The 20763-nt window shown below is 73.0% G+C and carries 16 protein-coding genes and 2 pseudogenes; 11 read left to right on the forward strand and 7 right to left on the reverse strand.

Annotation, left to right across the window (positions count from 1 at the left end; genetic code table 11):
* Positions 1 to 23: 23 nt before the first annotated feature.
* Positions 24 to 893, reverse strand: a complete 870-nt coding sequence (locus ACWDZ7_RS17050; protein ID WP_451797693.1) for an endonuclease/exonuclease/phosphatase family protein — start codon at positions 891 to 893, stop codon at positions 24 to 26.
* A 201-nt stretch (positions 894 to 1094) separates the two neighbouring features.
* Here ACWDZ7_RS17050 and rox point away from each other — a divergent pair, with 201 nt between their 5' ends.
* The 3 genes and pseudogenes from rox to ACWDZ7_RS17065 all read left to right on the forward strand — a co-directional run bounded on the left by rox (position 1095) and on the right by ACWDZ7_RS17065 (position 4699).
* Complete coding sequence (rox, locus tag ACWDZ7_RS17055; RefSeq protein WP_451797695.1) at positions 1095 to 2531, forward strand: rifampin monooxygenase; 1437 nt, start codon at positions 1095 to 1097, stop codon at positions 2529 to 2531.
* 67 nt (positions 2532 to 2598) lie between these two features.
* Complete coding sequence (locus ACWDZ7_RS17060; RefSeq protein WP_451797697.1) at positions 2599 to 3216, forward strand: TOPRIM nucleotidyl transferase/hydrolase domain-containing protein; 618 nt, start codon at positions 2599 to 2601, stop codon at positions 3214 to 3216.
* A gap of 302 nt (positions 3217 to 3518) precedes the next feature.
* Positions 3519 to 4699, forward strand: a pseudogene (locus ACWDZ7_RS17065) (alanine--tRNA ligase-related protein).
* Positions 4700 to 4726: 27 nt separating this feature from the next.
* Here the strand turns inward: ACWDZ7_RS17065 and ACWDZ7_RS17070 are convergent.
* Entirely contained in the window at positions 4727 to 5146 is a 420-nt protein-coding gene (locus tag ACWDZ7_RS17070) for a DUF5997 family protein (RefSeq protein WP_451797699.1), read from the reverse strand.
* A gap of 58 nt (positions 5147 to 5204) precedes the next feature.
* Between ACWDZ7_RS17070 and ACWDZ7_RS17075 the strand changes: the two genes are divergently transcribed.
* Positions 5205 to 6011 (forward strand): LysR family substrate-binding domain-containing protein, encoded by an 807-nt coding sequence (locus tag ACWDZ7_RS17075; RefSeq protein ID WP_451797700.1) that lies wholly within the window; start codon positions 5205 to 5207, stop codon positions 6009 to 6011.
* Positions 6012 to 6146: 135 nt separating this feature from the next.
* Here the strand turns inward: ACWDZ7_RS17075 and ACWDZ7_RS17080 are convergent, their stop codons facing one another.
* On the reverse strand, positions 6147 to 6872 hold the full coding sequence (locus ACWDZ7_RS17080; protein WP_451797702.1) for a response regulator: 726 nt from the start codon (positions 6870 to 6872) through the stop codon (positions 6147 to 6149).
* Positions 6869 to 8113 (reverse strand): sensor histidine kinase, encoded by a 1245-nt coding sequence (locus ACWDZ7_RS17085; protein WP_451797703.1) that lies wholly within the window; start codon positions 8111 to 8113, stop codon positions 6869 to 6871. Before ACWDZ7_RS17085 ends, ACWDZ7_RS17080 begins: the two co-directional genes overlap by 4 nt.
* A 158-nt stretch (positions 8114 to 8271) precedes the next feature.
* Here ACWDZ7_RS17085 and ACWDZ7_RS17090 point away from each other — a divergent pair, with 158 nt between their 5' ends.
* The 3 genes from ACWDZ7_RS17090 to ACWDZ7_RS17100 are packed head-to-tail and all read left to right on the forward strand — an operon-like array spanning position 8272 to position 11563.
* Positions 8272 to 9237 carry an ATP-binding cassette domain-containing protein gene (locus ACWDZ7_RS17090; protein ID WP_451797705.1) on the forward strand — a complete coding sequence of 322 codons (966 nt, stop codon included), beginning with the start codon at positions 8272 to 8274 and terminating at the stop codon, positions 9235 to 9237.
* Positions 9234 to 10769, forward strand: a complete 1536-nt coding sequence (locus tag ACWDZ7_RS17095) for an ABC transporter permease subunit (RefSeq protein WP_451797706.1) — start codon at positions 9234 to 9236, stop codon at positions 10767 to 10769. The genes ACWDZ7_RS17090 and ACWDZ7_RS17095 overlap by 4 nt, the downstream gene beginning before the upstream one ends.
* Positions 10766 to 11563, forward strand: coding sequence for an ABC transporter permease subunit (locus ACWDZ7_RS17100; RefSeq protein ID WP_451797708.1), 798 nt, complete (start codon positions 10766 to 10768; stop codon positions 11561 to 11563). Before ACWDZ7_RS17095 ends, ACWDZ7_RS17100 begins: the two co-directional genes overlap by 4 nt.
* 70 nt (positions 11564 to 11633) lie before the next feature.
* Here the strand turns inward: ACWDZ7_RS17100 and ACWDZ7_RS17105 are convergent, their stop codons facing one another.
* Positions 11634 to 13853: an NADP-dependent isocitrate dehydrogenase gene (locus ACWDZ7_RS17105; RefSeq protein ID WP_451797709.1), complete on the reverse strand. Its 2220-nt coding sequence runs from the start codon at positions 13851 to 13853 to the stop codon at positions 11634 to 11636.
* Positions 13854 to 13982: 129 nt separating this feature from the next.
* On the opposite strand from ACWDZ7_RS17105, the gene ACWDZ7_RS17110 reads away from it, so the two are divergent.
* Positions 13983 to 14627: a TetR/AcrR family transcriptional regulator gene (locus tag ACWDZ7_RS17110; protein ID WP_451797710.1), complete on the forward strand. Its 645-nt coding sequence runs from the start codon at positions 13983 to 13985 to the stop codon at positions 14625 to 14627.
* A gap of 56 nt (positions 14628 to 14683) precedes the next feature.
* Positions 14684 to 16108, forward strand: a complete 1425-nt coding sequence (locus tag ACWDZ7_RS17115; RefSeq protein ID WP_451797798.1) for an MFS transporter — start codon at positions 14684 to 14686, stop codon at positions 16106 to 16108.
* Positions 16109 to 16159: 51 nt separating this feature from the next.
* On the opposite strand, the gene ACWDZ7_RS17120 is transcribed toward ACWDZ7_RS17115, so the two are convergent.
* A complete protein-coding gene (locus ACWDZ7_RS17120) occupies positions 16160 to 17401 on the reverse strand; it encodes a serine hydrolase domain-containing protein (RefSeq protein WP_451797712.1) in 1242 nt (413 codons plus the stop codon).
* Positions 17398 to 18879 carry an alpha/beta hydrolase gene (locus tag ACWDZ7_RS17125; RefSeq protein ID WP_451797713.1) on the reverse strand — a complete coding sequence of 494 codons (1482 nt, stop codon included), beginning with the start codon at positions 18877 to 18879 and terminating at the stop codon, positions 17398 to 17400. The genes ACWDZ7_RS17120 and ACWDZ7_RS17125 overlap by 4 nt, the downstream gene beginning before the upstream one ends.
* Positions 18880 to 19110: 231 nt before the next feature.
* On the opposite strand from ACWDZ7_RS17125, the gene ACWDZ7_RS17130 reads away from it, so the two are divergent.
* Both ACWDZ7_RS17130 and ACWDZ7_RS17135 read left to right on the forward strand, forming a co-directional pair.
* Positions 19111 to 20100 carry an aldo/keto reductase gene (locus ACWDZ7_RS17130; protein WP_451797715.1) on the forward strand — a complete coding sequence of 330 codons (990 nt, stop codon included), beginning with the start codon at positions 19111 to 19113 and terminating at the stop codon, positions 20098 to 20100.
* 101 nt (positions 20101 to 20201) lie between these two features.
* Positions 20202 to 20651 (forward strand): annotated as a pseudogene (locus tag ACWDZ7_RS17135) (DUF6314 family protein); the annotation flags it as partial.
* Positions 20652 to 20763: the final 112 nt, after the last annotated feature.

Below are 20763 nucleotides of genomic sequence, written 5' to 3' on the forward strand. Positions count from 1 at the left end.
GCAGCTTTATGCAATGCGGGGCCTCACCCGTCCGACGGGTCCACGTCCGTGTGCACCAGGTGGTGGTCCGAGTACGGGGTGGGATGCACGCCGTGTTCGAGCGGGACGATGTCTCGCAGGAAGACGTAATCGAACTTGCTGTGCCAATCAGTGGTCGGCTCGCAGGTACCGGTACCGGTACTGGTACCGGTACCGGTGGCTGAGGGACGGCACTGGGGGTCCGTGTCCGTGGCCAGTGCCCATATCCCGGTCAGTTCGGAGGCCTCCGGCACGGCGTTGAAGTCGCCGAGGACGATCGCGCGGTCGTGCCGGGCGACTTCCGCGGCGAGTACGCCGGTCTGGTCCGCTCGGACGCCTTCTTGGCGTCGTTGGGCGAGGTGCGTGTTGAAGACCCGGACGGACCGGCCGCCCACCGTGGTGGTCACGGCCATGTAGCCACGGTCCTCGGATCCGCCGTCGGGGTACTCCACGTTCACCCGGTCCGTCATCGGCGCCGCCGAGAGGATCGCCTGGCCGAAGGCCTCCGGGCGCCACGGCCATCCTCCGCAGCGGCCCCGGTTCCGAAGAACCAGCCCGTACTCGACGTGGTAGGTCAGCCCGTAGAGGCTCTCCAGATAGTCCCGGATCCTCTCGACGTCACGCACGCACGCTTCTTGGAGGCCGATGACCTGGGGTGCGTACGTGGCGATCTCCGCCGCCCGGCCCACATCGCTCGCGTCGCAGGGGTTGCAGATGTTCCACGTCATGACGCGGTTCGGTACGACATCCCTGGCGGCTTCGGCGGGCAGTGACCCTGCGAAGAAGGGACCGCTCGGCGTACTGGGGCCGACGAGCACCACGCTGGCCAGCGTCATGGCGCCCGCCAACACCTGCGTGCCTCTTCTGCGCACCATCGCCTCCCCGCCTGCGCGGCGCGCGGCGAAAACAAAAAAGCAAGGAGGACGCGCCCTCCTTGCCACACTCAATGTATAGCGCACCGGGGGGCTTGCGGCAAGGCCCCCGTCGTACCGCAGAATGCTCCGTCTCAGGCCAGTGACCAGGCCACTGACCTGCGAAAAGACAGACTTGCGACGCCTCGTTGAACGGATGCTCCGATGATTGATGTGATCGTGGTCGGCGGCGGACCGACCGGCTTGATGCTGGCCGCCGAGTTGCGGTTGCACGACGTGCGGGTGGTCGTGCTGGAGAGACTGACCGAGCCGACCAAGGAGTCCCGCGGGCAGGGCCTGCACGCGCGCAGCGTCGAGGTGATGGATCAGCGCGGGCTGCTGGAACGGTTCCTCGCGGACAATGAGAAGTTCCAGGTCGGCGGGCTCTTCGGCGGCATCATGAAGCCGTGGCCGGACCGGTTGGACACGGCCCATCCGTACGGGATCGCCGCCCCGCAGCCGGTCACCGAGCGGCTGCTCAACGAACGTGCCCTCGAACTCGGAACGGAGATCCGGCGCGGCTGCGAACTGGTCGGGCTGAGCCAGGACGAGGACGGGGTGAGCGTCGAACTGGCGGACGGTACGCGGTTGCGCTCGCGCTACGCCGTCGGGTGCGACGGCGGGCGCAGCGCGGTGCGCAAGCAGCTCGGGGTCGACTTCCCCGGCCAGCCCGCCACCGTCGAGACGCTGCTGGGCGACATGGAGATGACCGAGGACCCGGCGACGGTCGCCGCCGTAGTCGAGGAAGTCCGCAAGACCCAGCTGCGGTTCGGCGTCGCGCCGGGCGAGGGCGGGTTGTGCCGCGTCGTCGTGCCCGCCGACGGCGTGTCCGAGGACCGGGCCGCGCCAACCCTGGAGGAGTTCAAGGAGCGGCTGCGGGCGGTCGCGGGCACCGACTTCGGCGTGCACTCGCCGCGCTGGCTCTCCCGGTTCGGCGACGCGACCCGGCAGGCCGAGCGCTACCGGGTCGGGCGGGTGCTGCTGGCCGGCGACGCGGCGCACATCCACCCGCCGACCGGTGGGCAGGGGCTGAACCTCGGCGTGCAGGACGCGTTCAACCTCGGCTGGAAGCTGGCCGCCGCGGTCAACGGCTGGGCGCCGGAGGGCCTCCTCGACAGCTACCACACCGAACGGCACCCGGTGGGCGCCGCCGTGCTGGACAACACCCGCGCGCAGATCACGCTCCTCGGCACCGATCCGGGTGCGACCGCGCTGCGGGAGCTGTTCGCGAAGCTGATGGACTTCGAGGAGGTGAACCGGTACGTGACCGGGATGATCACCGCGGTCGAGGTCCGCTACGACTTCGGTGAGACGCCCGCCCCGGGTCACGATCTGCTCGGCCGACGGATGCGGGACCTGCGCCTGAAGCGGGGCCGCCTCTACGAGCTGACGCACGGCGGCCGCGGCCTGCTGCTCGACCAGACCGGCCGACTCTCGGTGGAGGGCTGGGCGGACCGGGTCGACCACGTCATCGACGTCAGCGAGGAACTGGACACGCCCGCGGTACTGCTGCGCCCCGACGGCCACGTGGCCTGGGCCGGCGAGGACCAGCAGGACCTGCTCGACTACCTGCCCAAGTGGTTCGGCGCGGCGGCCGGCTGATGGGTGGGTGGAGTCCGGCCATCGAATATTCCACGCCATGGCGGTGGCGGAGGTGCAGACTCGGCCCATGGTGGACATGCGGGCATTCCGGGAAGCGGTCGGTGGATGGGCGAGTGGGGGTTCCGGTGGGGTCGTGAGTGAGTTGGCGGGGCGGCTCGGGGTGCGGACGGCGGTGTTGTTGGAAGGGCCGAGCGACCTCGCGGCCGTCGAGGCGCTGGCCGCGCGGCGTGGCCGGGACCTCGCCGCCGAGGGGGTGTGCGTCGTGCCGATGGGCGGAGCGATGAGCATCGGCCGCTACGCCGGGCTCCTCGGGCCGCCCGGCCTCGGCCTGCGCCTGGCGGGACTGTGCGACGTGGGTGAGCAGAGCTTCTACGACCGCGGTCTGAAGCGGGCACAAGCACCCCGCCAGGACTTCTTCGTATGCGTGGCGGACCTGGAGGACGAGCTCATCCGCGCGCTCGGCACGGAGGGAGTCGAGGAGATCGTCCGGGCCGAGGGCGACCACCGTGCCTGGCAGACCTTCCTGCACCAGCCCGCCCACCACGGCCGGCCCCGGCACCAGCAGCTGCGGCGCTTCCTCGGCACGAAGAAGGGCCGCAAGATCCGCTACGGCCGCCTCCTCGTCGAGGCCCTCGTTCCCGGACAGGTGCCGGCCCCGCTCGACGATCTCCTCACGGCCCTGTGACCCCGCGGTAAATGACATGCCCCGAAGAACCCGGCGCGCTATCTTCGGCCCTATGAACGACGTCACCGGCCGAAGCCGCACCGCGACCGCGCGAGCGACCAGCTCGCCGGTTGCCGCCGCCTGACGTACTTCCTCTTCCCCACCGGCGACCGGAAACGGCCCGCCGGTGGTTCCGTGGTCTCCCGTCCCGGTTCCGGTGATCCGCGGGCCGTCGCCCGGCGCCTCCCCCGTCGCGACGCGAAGGAGCCACTCCCATGAAGACACCCGTGAAGACACCCGTGGAGACGCCCGTGACGCCTCCCATGGGGACCGAGCAGATCGTCCGTACGTTCGTCGAGTACTACGAGGACCGCGGGCACCGCCGGATCACCGGCTCGACGCTGCTGCCACCGCCCGGTGACCCCGTGCTCTTCACCACCTCGGGCATGCACCCGCTCATCCCGTATCTGGAGGGCCTCCCGCATCCCCTGGGCCGGCGGCTGGTCAACGTACAGCGATGTCTGCGCACCACTGACCTGGACGAGGTCGGCGACCCCACCCATCTGACCGTCTTCGAGATGCTCGGGACCTGGTCGCTCGGCGACTACGAGGGGCCGCTGAGCCTCGACTGGGGTCACGGGCTGCTCACCGAGGGGTTCGGCGTCGACCCGGGGCGGCTGCACGCCACGGTCTTCGGCGGCGACGACCGGACCGGGCCCGACACCGCCTCCCTGGAGCTGTGGCAGGAGCGCGGGGTTCCGGTGGAGCTGACCGTCGAGGACAACTGGTGGCCCAGCGGATCAGCCGGCCCGTGCGGACCCGACTCGGAGATCTTCCTGTGGACCGGTGAGGGCCCGCCGGAGTCCACGCCCACGCGCGACGACCGCTGGGTGGAGGTGTGGAACCACGTGATGATGCGCTACCGCCGGCTCGCCGACGGCTCCCTCGTGCCGCTCCTCCAGCGCAACGTCGACACCGGCCTCGGTCTGGAACGGCTGGCCTCGCTGCTCCAGGGCCGTACGTCGGTGTTCGAGTGCGCGATGTGTTCGACCCCTGGCGCCGGCTCGTGCCGGAGCTGTGGCCGCTGGACGAGCCGTCGCTGCGGCTGGTCTGCGACCATCTGCGCTCGGCCGTGGTGGTGATCGGCGACGGAGTGGGCCCGGCCGTCTCCGGACGCGGCTACGTGCTGCGCCGGCTGGTGCGGCGGGTGCTCACCGTGCTGTGGCGGGACGATCCCTCACGCGGCCTCGGGGACCTGCCGGACGAGCTGGTCCGGCACACCCTGGACCGCTTCCGCCAGGAAGCCGGTCCGGGGCACGTGCGCCGGGTACTGCTGGATGAGGAGCGCCGGTTCAGGCGGCTCCTGGAGCGGGGCCGGCAGGTACTGGCCCGGCCCCGGTTCCGGGGTCCGCTGAACGAGGAGGACTTCCGCTATCTGCACGACACCCACGGCCTGCCGCGTGACCTGGTCCTGAGTCTGCGGTCGCGGTCGCGGTCGCAGTAGTGCTGGCGGCGCCCGCTCCCGGGAAGGTCAGGAGCGGGCGTCCCCGTCGGCGCTCGCCGCGCGCTTCTGGGCCTTCTCCGCCTGCAGCTCCTTGATCCGGACCGCTTCCTTGCGGACCTCGGCCTGGGTGGCGCGCTCCTGGCGGAGCCAGCTGGGCATCTCGTCCTTCAGCGCTTCGATCTGCTCGGTGGTGAGCGGCTCCGTGACCCCGCCGCGGGCGAGGCCCGCGATGGAGACGCCGAGCTTGGCGGCGACCACGGGGCGGGGGTGCGGGCCGTTGCGCCGCAGCTCCTGGAGCCACTCGGGCGGGTCGGTCTGCAGCGCGTTCAGCTCGCTGCGCGAGACGACACCCTCCTGGAACTCGGCGGGGGTGGCCTCGAGGTACACACCCAGCTTCTTCGCCGCGGTCGCGGGCTTCATGGTCTGGGCGGTCTGGTGCGACGTCATGGTGTCCAGGGTATCGAGCATGTGCGCTACTTCCGACCACGACCGGTAGCCTGGCGAGGTGACAGGCTCGGAAGTAACCCCTTCGTTCCGGCTCGCCTACGTCCCGGGGGTGACGCCCACCAAGTGGGTGCGTATCTGGAACGAGCGGCTGCCCGACGTCCCGTTGACCCTTCTTCAGGTCTCCGCCGCCGAAGCGCCTGACGTGCTGCGCGCGGGCGGCGCCGACGCCGGTTTCGTACGGCTGCCGATCGACCGTACGGACCTCAGCGCGATCCCCCTCTACTCCGAGACGACGGTCGTCGTGATCCCCAAGGACCACGTCGTGGCGGCGGTCGACGAGGTCTCCCCCGGGGACCTGGCCGACGAGATCGTCTTCCACCCCCTCGACGAGACGCTCGTATGGGAGCGGCGCCCCGGCCTGCCCGCCGAGGAGCGCCCCGAGACGACGGCCGACGCCGTCGATCTGGTCGCCGCGGGCGTGGGGCTGCTCGTCGTCCCCCAGTCCCTGGCCCGTCTGCACCACCGCAAGGACCTCACCTACCGTCCGGTCACGGACGCCCCCGAGTCGCGCGTCGCCCTGGCGTGGCCGGAGGCCGGGACGACCGATCTGGTCGAGGACTTCATCGGCATCGTCCGCGGCCGTACGGTCAACAGCTCGCGGGGCCGCGCGCAGACCCCCTCGCAGGACAAGGCCAAGACCGCCGCCCAGCCGAAGCGGAAGCCCGCGGCCTCAAAGGCCGCCGCCAAGGCGGCCGACAAGGGCCGCCGCGGAGCCCCCGCCCGGCAGTCCAAGACGGCCAAGCCCGCCAAGCCCGCCAAGCGCGGAAAGCCGGGCAAGCCGGGCAAGCCCGGCCGCCGGTCGTAGCGCGCGTGTCATAGCGCGCACCTCGTGGCGCGCACGTCGTGGGGCGTATCTCGTAGGCCGCGCCTCCTAGGCCGCGCCTCGTAGGGCGCGGGGTGCGCGGGGCGGACCAGTTCGCCGCCCGCCGCCGCCCCGGCGTCAGCCGTCCCCCGCTCCCGGCACGACCAGGCCCGACTCGTACGCCGCCACCACCGCCTGCGTCCGGTCGCGCAGGCCCAGCTTGCCCAGGACGCGGCTCACGTGGGTCTTCACGGTCTCCTCGCTGACATGCAGCCGCGCGGCGATCTCGGGGTTCGAGAGCCCTTCCGCGATCAGTAGCAGCACCTCTGTCTCGCGGGGCGTGAGAGCGTCCAGGCCGGGTGTGGGACGGGCGGACCTGGCGGATCTGGCCGACCTGGCGGGTCTGATGCGGGCGAACTCCGCGATGAGGCGGCGCGTGACCGTCGGCGCCAGCAGGCTCTCGCCCGCCGCGACCACGCGGACCGCGTCGAAGAGGTGCTCCGCGGTGACGTCCTTGAGCAGGAAACCCGCCGCGCCCGCGCCCAGCGCGTCGTACACATGCTCGTCGAGGTCGAAGGTCGTCAGGATGAGCACCCGGGGCCCCGGCCCGGCCTCGGCGAGGCGGCCCGTCGCCTCGATGCCGTCCATCACCGGCATGCGTACGTCCATCAGGACCAGGTCGGGCCGCACCTCCTGGCAGAGGCGAACCGCCGCCGCACCGTCCGAGGCGGTGCCGACGACCGTGAAGTCGGCCTGGGTGGCGAGCAGCCCGGCGTAGCCGACGCGGACCAGCTCGTGATCGTCGGCGATGACGATACGCAGAGGCGGGCGGGGAGCGGCGGTCTCTGCGGGGAAGGTGCTCATACGGCCTGTTCCCGTACGGGGAGCTGTGCGGGCGGGGGTTCCGGTGCCGGTGCCCGTGCCGGTACCGGTACCGGCGCCGGGAAGGTCGCCTCGATCAGGAAGCCGCCGGCGCGTGCCGGTCCCGCGCGCAGGGAGCCGCCGGCCATGGCGGCACGCTCCCGCATGCCGAGCAGGCCGTGACCGCTGTCGTCGCCCGCCGAGGTGTGCGGGCTCGGCCCGTTGTCACGGACGCGCAAGCGCAACGCGTCCCGGGTGTAGTGGAGTTCGACGTCGGCGGCGGCGCCCGGCGCGTGGCGGCGGGTATTGGTCAGGGCCTCCTGGACGATGCGGTACACGGTGAGTTCGACGCCCGGGTCCAAGGGGCGGACGGGCCCCTCGGCGATCAGCCGAAGTGCGGTGCCGGACGCGTCCCGCGCCTCGTCGACGAGCTCGACGAGCTGCTCGATGCCTGGCTGCGGTCGGCGGTCGGGCACGGCCGCCTCGCCCGCGTCCTCGCGCAGCACCCCGAGCAGGCGGCGCATCTCGGTGAGGGCGGTGCGGGCCGTGTCACCGATCGCGAGGAAGCGCTCGGCACCGGCCGCGGGCAGGCCGGGAGTGGTCAGCCGGCCCGTCTCGGCCTGGACGGCGATCATCGAGATGTGGTGGGCGACCACGTCGTGCAACTCCCGGGCGATCCTGGCGCGTTCACCGCGCGCCGCGTGTGCGAGCAGGGTGTCGGCGTTGGCCCGCTCGGTGGCGCTGTGCGCGAGGGCGGTCTCCCTGGCCCTGCGGGCGAGCCCGGCACCGGCCGCCGCGGCCGTGCCCGCGGCGACCCCCGCGGCGAGGAGGCGGGACGTGGTGTCGGAGCTCTCCGGCGCGGTGATCGCGTACACGACGAAGGGCACCGGCAGCAGCGCGGCCAGGACCTTCGGGCCCCGGCGTCCCGCCCGGTGGAGGGCGAGGAGGAGCGCGCCGAGGCCCGCCACGGTCAGGACGTGGAAGGGGGTGAGCGAGAGCAGCCCGGCGGCGCTCGCGGTCAGCGCCGCGGCGGCCCCGGGGAGCCGCGAGGGGGCAGTGGTGAGCACGGCGGCCGGGGCGGTCGTCCCCAGGGCGAGACAGAGCGCGAGCGGGAGCGGGACGCGGCCGTCCGCGCGCAGGATGGTCTCGCCCGCGGCGGCGAGCGCGAGCAGCGCCGCGGCCATGACCCGGCCCTCGGGGAGACCCTCGACGGCCCGCCCGGGCCAGGGAGTTGTTGCCTTCACGGATGTCATTGTCACCGCCTCGGGGGCCGGTGGAGTCCCTCACGTGAGGGATACGGAGACGGCTCCGGCGCGTGACGACCCACCGCCCCGGGTTGCCTAGCCTCAGTGTCTGCGCACGGCGGTGCCGTGCGGATGGCGACGGGGAGGGAGCGGGGCACATGGAAGCGACCATCGAGGTGCGGGGGCTGCGCAAGCGGTTCGGGGCCGTGACCGCCGTGGACGGGCTGTCCTTCCGCGTGGAGCCGGGGCAGGTGACCGGCTTCGTCGGGCCCAACGGCGCGGGGAAGTCCACGACGTTACGCGTCCTCCTCGGCCTTGACCGGGCCGACGAGGGCGTCGCGCTGATCGGCGGGCGCCCCTACCAGGCGCTGCGCGCCCCCCTGTCGGAGGTCGGCGCGCTGCTCGACGCGGCCGCCGTGCACCCCAGCAGGCGCGGGCGCGACCACCTGCTGTGGCTGGCGCACTCGCACCGGCTCCCGGTACGGCGCGTGGACGAGGTCCTCGATCTGGTGGGCCTCGGCGGGGCCGGAGGGCGCCGGGCCGGTGGCTACTCGCTGGGCATGCGCCAGCGCCTCGGCATCGCGGCCGCGCTGCTCGGCGATCCGCCGGTGCTGCTCTTCGACGAACCGGTCAACGGCCTGGACCCGGAGGGCATCCGGTGGATCCGCGGGTTCCTCAGGTCGCTGGCCGCCGAGGGGCGTGCCGTGCTGGTGTCCAGCCATTTGATGAGTGAACTGGAGGACACCGCGGACCACTTGGTCGTCATCGGCCGTGGCCGTGCCATCGCCGACACGAGCGTACGAGAGCTGCTGGCCGCCGCCTCCGGTGACCGCGTCGAGGTCCGCACGGGCGAGCGCACCCGCGCCATGACCGTCCTCACGGAGGCGGGCGCGGGCGTCGCGGCGACCGGGCGGGAGACGCTCACCGTCTCGCGGCTCGGCGCGGAGCGCGTCGTGGCGCTGCTCGGCGGCGCGGGTGTGGCGTTCTCGGGGGTCGCCGCGCACCGGGCGACGCTGGAAGAGGCGTACATGGAACTCACCAGGGACGCCGTGCAGTTCGCGGCCGACATGCCGGCCGACATGCCGGCCGACACCGTCGGTCCCGTCGAGGGAGGCGCGCGATGACCGACACCGTCACGCCGCGGCGCCCCGGCGCCGTCCCCGTCGGCCGCGACGGCTTCCCCCAGCTCCTGCGCGCGGAGTGGACCAAGCTGCGCACGGTGCGCGCCTGGGGGCTCACCCTTGTCGGCGCGATCGTGGTGACGGTCCTCATCTCCCTCTTCTCCGCGACCAGTTCGTCCGTCGCGAGGGAGGGCGGTGGCGGGCCTCCCTCGCCCGCCGGGCCCGGCGGGCAGCCGATCCACGACAGTTTCACCTTCGCGCACCGCACCCTGACCGGTGACGGCAGCATCACGGCCCGGGTCGGCGGGCTCACCGGCGCCGGCTCCCGCCCGGCGCCCGAATGGGCCAAGGCGGGCGTCCTGGTGAAGGAGAGCACGCGGCCCGGCACGGACTACGCGGCCGTACTGCTGACGGCGCGTCACGGTGTGCGTATGCAGAGCGGTTTCACCCGCGATACCGCGGGCTCCGGCACGCCCGCCGACGGCTCCAGGTGGCTGCGTCTGACCCGTGAGGGCGCCGTCCTCACCGGTTACGAATCCACCGACGGCCGCTCCTGGGACGAGTTGGGCAGGGCCCGTCTGGACGCGGTGTCGGGCCCGGTGGAGGCCGGGCTCTTCGTCGCCTCGCCCACCGAGGAGACGAGGGAGCGGAAGTTCGGCAACGTGTCCCTGACCGAAGTCACGTCGCGGTCCACCGCGCGCTTCGACGAGGTGACTCTGGGTGGCCGCGCGGCGTCCGGCGACTGGCGGCACACGGATGTCGGCGGCGAGGGCGGCGGTGCGCAGCGGCCGGGCGGGGAGGGCGGGCTGCGGCGGACGGGGGACGGCTTCACGCTCACCGGCTCCGGAGACATCGGCCCGGCCCCGGCCGGGGGCGGCGACCTGGCCGTGAAGGCGCTGAACGGCGCCCAGCTGGGCCTGGTCCTGATCGCGGCGGTCGGCGTGCTCTTCGTCACCGCCGAGTACCGGCGCGGCATGATCCGCACCACCTTCGTGGCCAGTCCGAGGCGCGGCCGGGTCCTCGTGGCCAAGGCCGCGGTGATCGGCGCGGTGGCGTTCGCCGTCGGGCTCGTCGCGTCCTTCGCGTCGTACCTGGTCAGCGAGCCGGTGCTGCGGGACAACGGACACCGGCCGCCGGTCTTCCCGGACATCTCGCTCGCGGACGGGCCGGTGCTGCGTGCCGTCGTCGGCACGGCGGCCGTGCTCGCCCTGATCGCCGTCCTGGCCCTCGGGCTCGGCGCGCTGATGCGCAGCACGGCGGCGGCGATCGCCACCGTCGTCGTGGTGTTCGTCCTGCCGCTGGTCCTGCTCAGCGCGCTGCCGCTGAACCTCGCGCACGCGCTGCAACGCCTCACGCCCATAGCCGGGTTCGCGATCCAGAACACTGTGCCGCGCTTCGACCAGGTGGCGACGGTGTGTCTGCCGGCGAAGGGCTGTTCCCCACAGAGCCCTTGGACCGGCCTCGCGACGCTCGTGGCGTATGTCGCCGTGGTGCTCGGTGCCGCGGTGTGGCGGCTGCGGAGGCGGGACGCGTGAGGGCGCGGGACGAGAGCCGGGGCCTGGGGGCGGCGGTGCGCGCCGAGTGGACCAAACTCCGTACGCTGCCCAGCACTTGGTGGCTCCTGCTCGCCGTGGTGGTGCTGACCGTGGCGGCGGGCGCGGTCACCGCGGGGTCGCTGTCCGCCGGGGACTGCCCGGATCCGGCCGCGTGCGGGGAGGACACCGTGCGGCTCAGCCTCACGGGGGTCTGGCTGGGGCAGGGCGCCGTCGTCGTCCTCGCGGTCCTCGCGATGAGCGGCGAGTACGGCACGGGCACCATCCGTACGACGTTGACGGCGGAGCCGGGGAGGCTGCGGGTGCTCGCCGCGAAGGCGGTCGTGGTGTGCGCGCTGACGGCGGTGGCGGGCGGCCTCGGGGTGCTGGGGTCGCTGCTGGCGGGGCGGGAGCTGCTCGCGGCCGAGGGGTTCGCGGTGCCGGGGCTCGCCGAAGGGGGGACGCCGCGGGCGGCTCTGGGCTCGGTGCTCTATCTGGCGCTGGCCGCCCTGGTGGGCCTCGGCGTGGCCACCGCCGTGCGTGACACGGCGGGCGCGGCGACCTCGGCCCTCGCCCTCTTCTACGCCTTCCCGCTCGTCGCGGGGCTGCTGTCCGACCCGGACTGGCGGGAGTGGGCCGAGCGGCTGTCCCCGTCGACGGCCGGCCTCGCGGTCCAGGCCACGACGGGTCTCGACCGGCTGCCGATCGGGCCGTGGGCGGGGCTCGGAGTGCTCGCCGGCTATGCGGCGGGGGCGCTGCTGGCGGGCGCTCTCGTCCTGCGCTCCCGGGACGCGTGAGCGCGGTGACGGAGGAGGGGCCTCCCGCCGGCGTGGCGGGAGGCCCCTCGTACCGCTGCGTGCCGGAGCGTCAGCTCAGGATGGCGAGCGCCTGGTTGAGCGTCGCGGACGGGCGCATGACCTTGGTGGCCTTGGCCACGTCCGGCTGGTAGTAGCCGCCGATGTCGGCCGGGGAGCCCTGCACCGCGATCAGCTCGTCGACGATGGTCCGCTCCTGCTCGGCCAGCGTCTTGGCGAGGGCCGCGAACGCCTCCGCGAGCTGCGTGTCCTCGGTCTGCTTGGCCAGCTCCTGGGCCCAGTAGAGGGCGAGGTAGAAGTGGCTGCCGCGGTTGTCGATGCCACCGAGGCGGCGGCTCGGCGACTTGTCGTTCTCCAGGAACGTGGCCGTGGCGCGGTCCAGGGTGTCGGCGAGGATCTGGGCGCGCGCGTTGCCCGTGGTGGTGGCGAGGTGCTCGAAGCTGACCGCGAGGGCGAGGAACTCACCCAGGCTGTCCCAGCGCAGGTAGTTCTCCTTGACCAGCTGCTGTACGTGCTTCGGGGCGGAGCCGCCGGCGCCGGTCTCGAAGAGGCCGCCGCCGTTCATCAGCGGGACGACCGACAGCATCTTGGCGCTGGTGCCCAGCTCCAGGATGGGGAACAGGTCGGTGAGGTAGTCACGCAGGACGTTGCCGGTGACGGAGATGGTGTCCTCGCCGCGGCGGATGCGCTCCAGGGAGAACGCGGTGGCCTCGACCGGCGACATGATCCGGATGTCCAGGCCGTCGGTGTCGTGGTCGGCGAGGTACTGCTTGACCTTGCCGATGAGCACGGCGTCGTGCGCGCGGGTCTCGTCCAGCCAGAACACGGCCGGGTTGCCGGTGGCGCGGGCGCGCGTGACGGCGAGCTTGACCCAGTCCTGGATCGGCAGGTCCTTGGTCTGGCACATGCGGAAGATGTCGCCGGCGGCGACGGTCTGCTCCAGTACGACGTTGCCCTCGGCGTCGACGACGCGGACGGTGCCGGTGGTCGCGACCTCGAAGGTCTTGTCGTGGCTGCCGTACTCCTCGGCCTTCTGCGCCATCAGGCCGACGTTGGGGACGGAGCCCATGGTCGACGGGTCGAAGGCGCCGTTGGCGCGGCAGTCGTCGAGGACGACCTGGTAGATGCCCGCGTAGCTGCTGTCCGGCAGGACCGCGAGGGTGTCGTGCTCCTCGCCGTCCGGGCCCCACATGTGGCCGGAGGTGCGGATCATGGCCGGCATGGAGGCGTCGACGATGACGTCGCTCGGGACGTGCAGGTTGGAGATGCCCTTGTCGGAGTCGACCATGGCCAGCTCCGGGCCCTCGGCCAGCTCGGCCTCGAAGGACGCCTTGATCTCAGCGCCCTGTGGCAGCGAGTCCAGGCCCTTGAAGATGCCGCCGAGGCCGTCGTTCGGGGTCAGGCCCGCGGCGGCGAGGGTCTCGCCGTGCGCGGCGAAGGTCTTCGGGAAGAAGGCGCGGACCACGTGGCCGAAGACGATCGGGTCGGAGACCTTCATCATCGTGGCCTTGAGGTGCACGGAGAAGAGGACGCCCTCGGCCTTGGCGCGGGCGACCTGCTCCTTGAGGAACTCGCGCAGCGCGGCGACGCGCATGACGGAGGCGTCGACGACCTCGCCGGCGAGGACCGGTACGGACTCGCGCAGGACGGTGGTGGAACCGTCGTCACCGACGAGCTCGATGCGCAGCGAACCGGCGTCGGCGATGACCGCTGACTTCTCGGTGGAGCGGAAGTCGTTCTCGCCCATGGTGGCGACGTTCGTCTTCGAGTCGGCCGTCCAGGCACCCATGCGGTGCGGGTGGGCCTTGGCGTAGTTCTTGACCGACGCGGGGGCGCGGCGGTCGGAGTTGCCCTCGCGCAGGACCGGGTTGACGGCGCTGCCCTTGACCTTGTCGTAGCGGGCGCGGATGTCGCGCTCCTCGTCGGTCTTCGGGTCGTCCGGGTAGTCGGGGAGCGCGTAGCCCTGGCCCTGCAGCTCGGCGATCGCGGCCTTCAGCTGCGGGATCGAGGCCGAGATGTTGGGCAGCTTGATGATGTTCGCCCCGGGCGTCTTGGCCAGCTCACCGAGCTCGGCGAGGGCGTCGTTGATGCGCTGGCCCTCCTCCAGGCGCTCGGGGAAACTCGCGATGATCCGCCCCGCGAGCGAGATGTCACGGGTCTCCACGCTGACCCCGGCCGTCGAGGCGTAGGCCTGGACCACCGGCAAGAAGGAATGGGTCGCCAGGGCCGGGGCCTCGTCAGTGTGGGTGTAGATGATGGTCGAGTCAGTCACCGGGTGCTCCGCTCCGCGTCTGCAACATTGCTCGACATCAAGATATCTCCTACCTCCCCCCTTACGGACAGGGCCCTGGGCACCTCGATCTACGTAGACACTGTCTACGCGATGTAGTAGACAGTGTCTATGAGCGAACAGGACGCCGGGCTGCGGGCCCGGCTGGTGGACGTGGGCGTCGAACTTCTGGCGGCCGAGGGTGTGCAGGCGCTGACCCTGCGGGAGATCGCCCGCAGGGCGGGGGTCTCGCACGGCGCTCCCCGGCGCCACTTCCCCACGCATGTGGCGCTGCTGTCCGCCATCGCGCGGCGGGGCTTCGCCGAGCTGGCGGCCCGGGTGACGGAGGCCGCGGCCGAGGGGGACGCGCGTACGCGGCTGACGGCGCTGTGCCGCGCCTACCTCGGCTTCGCGGCGGACCACCGCGGCATGTTCGAGCTGATGTTCCGCCACGACCTCCTGGAGAGCGACGGACTCGGCCTGCGGCAGACCAGCCTGCCGCTCTTCGACGTGCTGGTCGGGCTGGTCGCCGAGGCCGGCGCGGGGCCTGGCGCGGCGCCCGGCGCAGGACCCGGCACAGGACCCGGCACGGGACCCGGCACGGAGGCGCGGGTCGCCGTGGAGGCGCGGGTCGCCGCCGGGGCGCTGTGGGCTAATTTGCACGGCATCGCGCAGCTGTGGGGATGGGGCAGTCTGCGGCTCGCGACGGGGGCCGCGGATGTGGAGCCGCTGATCGAAGCCGCGCTGGACGCGCACCTCGGGTCGGAGCGGCCGTGACGACGGGGCCTGCGAGCCAGCAGAGGCTCACCCTCGCGTGCAGCGTGCTCGGCGCCATGATCGTCGCCCTGGACGGCACCGTGCTGACTGTCGTACAGCCCGCCCTGCAGCGCGATCTGGACGCCTCGTTCACGCAGGTGCAGTGGACCAGCACCGGGTATCTGATCGCCGTGGCGAGCCTGCTGGTCTTCTCGGGGCGGCTCGGCGACCGGTACGGGCACCGGCGGGTCTTCGCCGTCGGAACACTCGGCTTCGCGCTCACCTCGGCGGGCATCGGCCTCGCGTCCGGCGTCGGCTGGGTGATCGCGCTGCGCGTCGCGCAAGGTGTCTTCGGCGCGCTGCTGCAGCCCGCCACGCTCGGGATGCTGCGGGCCGCGTTCCCGCCGGACAGGCTCGGGATGCCGATCGCGGTGCGGACGAGCGCGATCGGCCTCGCGGCGGCGGCCGGGCCGGTGCTCGGCGGGGCACTCGCGACGCATCTGGGCTGGCGCTCGGTGTTCTACCTGAGCGTGGTGCCCGCGCTCCTGATCGGCGTACTGGCGCTGCTGATCCGTGTGCCCGCGCCGCGCCGGCAGGGGCCCCCGCCCGGGCTCGACCTGGCCGGTGCCGCGCTGCTCGCGGCGGTGCTGGGGTGCCTCGTGCACACGCTGGTGGGCGTCCCGGAGAAGGGCTGGACGGCGGCCACCATGCTCGGCTTCTGCGCGGCGGCGGTCTCCGCGGCCGCGTTCGTACGCCACGAACGCCGTGCCGCGAGCCCGCTGGTGCCGCCCCGCCTGGTCGGTTCGGCGGCGGTCGGGCCCGCGCTCGGCATCCTGGTGGCGGCGTCCGCGGCGATGTTCGGGGCGCTCTTCGTGGGGACGTACTACCTTCAGGACGTGCTGGCGCTCGACCCGCTGCACAGCGCGCTGAGGGCGCTGCCGCTCGCGCTGATGATGGTGGTGAGCGCGCCGCTCGCGGCGGTGCTGCTGCGGCGGCACGGACCCCGGCGGACGATCATGTGCGCGATGGCGCTGCTCACCCTCGGGGTCCTCGCTCTCTCCCGCCTGGACCAGGCGTCGGGCGCGGTGGCGATCGGAGGCGGGTTCGTGCTGGTCGGCGCGGGTTTCGGCACGGTGATGGTCGCCGCGACGGCCGTCGTCGTACGGCACGCCCCGGTCGCCGAGGCCGGGGTGGCGGGTGGCCTCCAGCAGACGGCGATGAACGTGGGCCCGACGCTGGGCATCGCCGTGGCGACCACGCTGATGACCACCCTCACGGCCCCCGCCGCACACGGGCACGGCACGCGGCCGCCGCACTGGACCGACGCCTCGTTCCTCGACGCGATGGGCCCGACGCTGGCGGCGCTGGCGGCCGTGGCGGCGCTCGGCGCGGCGACGGCGACGAGACTCCCACGCCGCCCCGCCGACCGACCCGACGACGAGCCCCCTCTGCCGACGAAGCAACCCCGCCCGACGACTCCCCATCACACTGCCGGACACTGACCGGCACCCGCCGGACGACGCCAGCGGCCTCCCGGGGCGTCGGCGGCGCCGCTAGCGGTCTCCCCCGGGGCCGGCGGCGGCCCCCAGTGCCGCATCGACCATCCGAAGCGTGGCCCGCGCCTGCGCCTCGTGTCGCTCCGCGCTGTCGAGGCGCAGGGTGAAGGCCGCGCTGGTCACAGCCGTGGTGCCGTCCGGAGTCACACCGCCCTCGGAGACGCAGCCGAGGCTGGTGCCGCCGTGGAACCAGATGCCGTCCCGCCGGCCGGCCACCGGGCGCCAGGCGATGCCGAGGCCGTAGCGAACGCCGTCGGCCGGGATCCAGTCCTTTACGGGAACGGTCCGCTTCATCGCCGCGAGTTGGGCGGGGCGCAGGAGCCGGCCGCCGAGCAGGGCGCGCAGGAAGGCGCCGTGGTCGCGCGTCGTGGAGATGAGGCAGCCGTCCGCGCCGCCGCCGAAGCCCAGGGTGGTGTCGACGGGCCGACCGGTCTCGGACGAGTTCGGGAAGTGCGTGTAGCCCGTTGCCGTCGGTCTGGGGACGTACGGCGATGTGCCGGGCGTGAAGGTGTCGCCGAGGCCCAGTGGCTCGATGACGCGTTCGTGGACCTCCTGGGCCCAGGGGTGTCCGGTGACCGCCTCGACGAGCAGGCCGGCGACGACGTAGTTCGTGTTGGAGTACTCCCAGCGCCGCTCCCCCGCCGGGTCGGCGGCGTCGGGAAGCCACCGCGGCGGCTCGCTCAGGGCCGCCGTCAGCTGCTCCTCGGGCGTCTGCGAGCGGAAGCGGTTCCGGCGGTAGGCCTCCGGGGTGAGGTCGTCGGGGTCCGCTCCGAGGGCGAGGTAGTCGTTCAGGCCGCTGGTCTGCCGCAGCAGGTTGGTGACGGTGATCCGGCGGCCGTCGTTGCCGTGGCCGTGGACCGCCCCGGGCAGCCACCGCTCGACGGTGTCGGTGAGCTTCAGCCGCCCCTCGCCGACGAGTTGGAGGACGACGACGGCCGTGAACGTCTTGGTGTCGCTGCCGATGCGGTAGTAGGCGTCCCAGGGCACAGGTTCCTTCGCCGCGAGGTCGGCGACGCCCGCGCGGGCAGCCGTACGGCGGCCGTGCGCACCCCGCACCTCGGCGAGGACACCGGTCACCCCGGTGGCGAGGATGGCGTCGACGCCGTGCTGGAGGGCGCGTCCCCGCCGGGACGAGGCGGAGGCGCGGGCGGAGGCAGAGGCGGGTGCCGCCGATCCCGTGAGCAGCGCCGCCGCGGTCGCCGCGAGCCCGGCCCGCCTGCTGATCCCTGTCGTCGTCATCGGTTCTCCTCCGGCTTCGGACAGGTGAGGTCGGCGGCGGGCAGCTTCCCGTCGCGCAGATAGGTGTTGACGGCCTGGTCGGCGCAGGGAACGGGGGTGAGGCCGTCGTTCCCGCGCCCGTACACGCCGTGCGCCCGGATGTCGGCCGTCACGAGGCGGGACCCGGTGAGCCTGCGGTGCAGGGCGAGGGCACCTTCGTAGGGGACGTTGTTGTCGTGGCGTGCCTGGAGCAGCAGGACGGGCACGTCATTGCCGATCTTGGTGCCGGGTTCGCGGGGCTCGCCGCCCCAGAACGCGCACGGCGCGATCATGCTGTTGACGTAGGGGCCGAAGACCGGCTGCGTGGCGCGGCCGCGCTGCATGTTCTTCCAGTACGTCTCCGGGTTCTTCGGCCAGCCGCCCGCGGGCCACCCGCCGTCCCCGCACATGAAGATCGCGCCGCCGACCATGCTGCTCTCCAGCTCGGGCGAGGAGAGGAGTTCGAGGAGCCCGGCGAGCGCCGGCCCCGGCTCGATCTCCTCGCCCGTCGCGGCCTTCCGCAAGTCGGCCACGACGCCCGCCAGTTGGGCGTCGTTCTCCTCGTGCTGGACGAGCTGCTTGAAGATGATCCGCAGGAGCGGCGCGTTGAGCCGCTGCCCCTTGACGGGGATGGGGCTCCGCTCGGCCGCGGCCAGCAACTCCAGGACATCCGCCCGCACTTGCCCGCCCAGCGCCGCCTCCGCGGGCGCGCCCGACCGCTGGAACAGCTCGTACTGCGTGGCCGCCGGGTCCGTCGAGGAGTCCAGGACGACGCGGTCGGCGCGGCGCGGGAAGAGCTGGGTGTAGACGGCGCCCAGGTCGGCGCCGTACGAGACGCCGTAGTACGACAGTTCACGCTCGCCGAGTGCGGCGCGGATCGCGTCCATGTCGCGGGCGACGTCGCGGGTCGAGGCGTACGGGAGCAACTCGGCGTTGTCGCCGTGCTCCTGGCAGCGGCGTGCGGTGTCGCGCGAGGCACGCACCGAGGCCTCGAAGTCCTTGCGCGGGGTGGTGGTCGGAGCGGCCGGGGCCGGGGCCGGGGCTGTGCCGCAGGTGATCGGGGTGCTCTCACCGAGGAAACGGGGGTCGAAGCCGATCAGGTCGTAGTGGTCGGCCACATCCTTCAGCGTCGGGCGCAGCGCGAGGGTGTGGGCGAGGCCGGTGCCGCCCGGACCGCCCGGGTTGGAGAGCAGAATGCCGCGCCGCTGGGGCGACTTCGCCTTGATACGGGAGATCGCCAGCTGGATCGTACGGCCGCCGGGGTCGGCGTGGTCGAGCGGTACAGTCACCTTCGCGCACTGCGCGCCCGCCTCGTTCAGCTCCTTCTGGTCGGCGGAGCAGCTTCCCCAACTCAGCGCCGAGTCTGGCCTCTTGGGCGATTCGGGGACGGCCGCGTCGACTCCGCCCGCGAGAAGACCGGCCAGGCCCAGGCCCACGGTGACTGCTGACGCGACGCGCATCGTGCGTACTCCTCGTTCGGCGGCGGTCGCCCGGGCCGGACGGCCGGAGCGATCGATCACCACGCTAGGAACACGGGCGGTGCCGGACCATCGGGCCAGCGGGCCGAAGGTCCCTGGGGACAGCCCCCGTACAGGCGCTGCGGCTCTCCGGACTCCCCCGCCTTGACCTGGAGTCCGCTCCAACTCCTAGGGTCGGAACCGACCACGGAACACCAGCCAGGAGGTACCACCATGAGCAGCCTTCCCACCCGCCGGCTCGGCGCACTGACCGTCTCGGCGCAGGGGCTCGGATGCATGGGGATGAGCCACGCCTACGGCACGTCGGACGACGCCCAGTCGATCGCGACGATCCACCGCGCGCTCGACCTCGGCGTCACCCTGCTCGACACCTCCGACTTCTACGGCAGCGGCCACAACGAGGAGCTGATCGGCCGCGCCCTCGCGGGTCCCCGCCGCGAACGGGCCGTCCTGGCGACCAAGTTCGGCTTCGCCAACCGGCTCGGCGATCCCCTGCACATCCGGGGCGACGCCGCCTACGTACGACAGGCCTGTGACGCGTCGCTGCGGCGCCTCGGCGTCGACCACATCGATCTGTACTACGTGCACCGGGTGGACAAGACCGTGCCGATCGAGGAGACCGTCGGCGCGCTCGCCGAGCTGGTCGAGGCCGGCAAGGTCCGTCACCTCGGGCTCTCCGAGGCCAGCGCGCGCACGATCCGCCGGGCGCACGCCGTGCATCCGATCGCCGCGCTGCAGAGCGAATGGTCGCTGTGGACCAGGGACCTGGAGGAGGAGATCGCGCCGGTCTGCCGGGAGCTCGGCATCGGCCTCGTGCCGTTCTCACCGCTCGGACGCGGCTTCCTCACCGGCCGCTACACCTCGCTCGACGAGCTGTCCGAGGACGATATGCGGCGCACCCAGCCCCGCTTCGCCGACGGCAACCTGGAGCGGAACCTGTCCATCGTCGACACCCTGAAGGCGCTCGCCGACGAGAAGGGCGTCACCGCCGGGCAGCTCGCGCTCGCCTGGGTGCAGCACCGCGGCGACGACGTCGTGCCGATCCCGGGCACGCGCCGCGAGAAGTACCTGGAGGAGAACGTCGCGGCCGCCACGCTCCAGCTGTCCGCCGACGACCTCGCGGCGATCGACGCGGCGGCCCCGGAGGGCAAGGTCGCGGGCACGCGCTACGACGAGGGCAGCATGGCGGTCGTCGACAAGTAGCGGCGGGCAGCGGCGGGCAGCGGCGGGCAGCGGCGGGCAGCGGCGGGCAGCGGCGGGCAGCGGCGGGCAACGACCCGCGGCACCCCGCGTAACCTGCTGGTATGCCCTCCACGCCCCTCCACCCCGTCCCGGAGGTCCTGGCCCATCTCGTCGGCGAGTGGCGCGTGACCCGCACGGTCCGCGACCTCGCCGACGGGTCCGAGGGCCGCTTCACCGGTACGACGCTCTTCGCGCCACTGCCCGCCCCGGACGACGGCGGGCTCCTCCACCAGGAGTCGGGCGTCTTCACCTGGCGCGGCACCACGCGCCCCGCCGAGCGCACCCTGCGCTTCCTGCCCGGCGAGGTCCGGGGCACGGCCCGCGTCGAGTTCGCCGACGGGCGCTTCTTCCACGACCTCGATCTGCGCTCCGGCCGCCACACCGCGGACCATCCCTGCGTGGCGGACCTCTACCGCGGCGAGTTCGAGGTGTACGACGCGGACCGCTGGCGCACCCGGTGGCGAGTGGGCGGCCCCGCCAAGGATCTGCTGCTCGTCACGGACTACGTACGCCTCACGGACCACGCACGCCACACGGACCACGCACGCCGCACCGCGGTTGGGCCGAGGGCCCAGTACGCGTCCGTGGACAGCCACCGGTGGACGCGGGCCGGAGGATGAACGG

Source organism: Streptomyces sp. NPDC003032 (assembly GCF_053591415.1).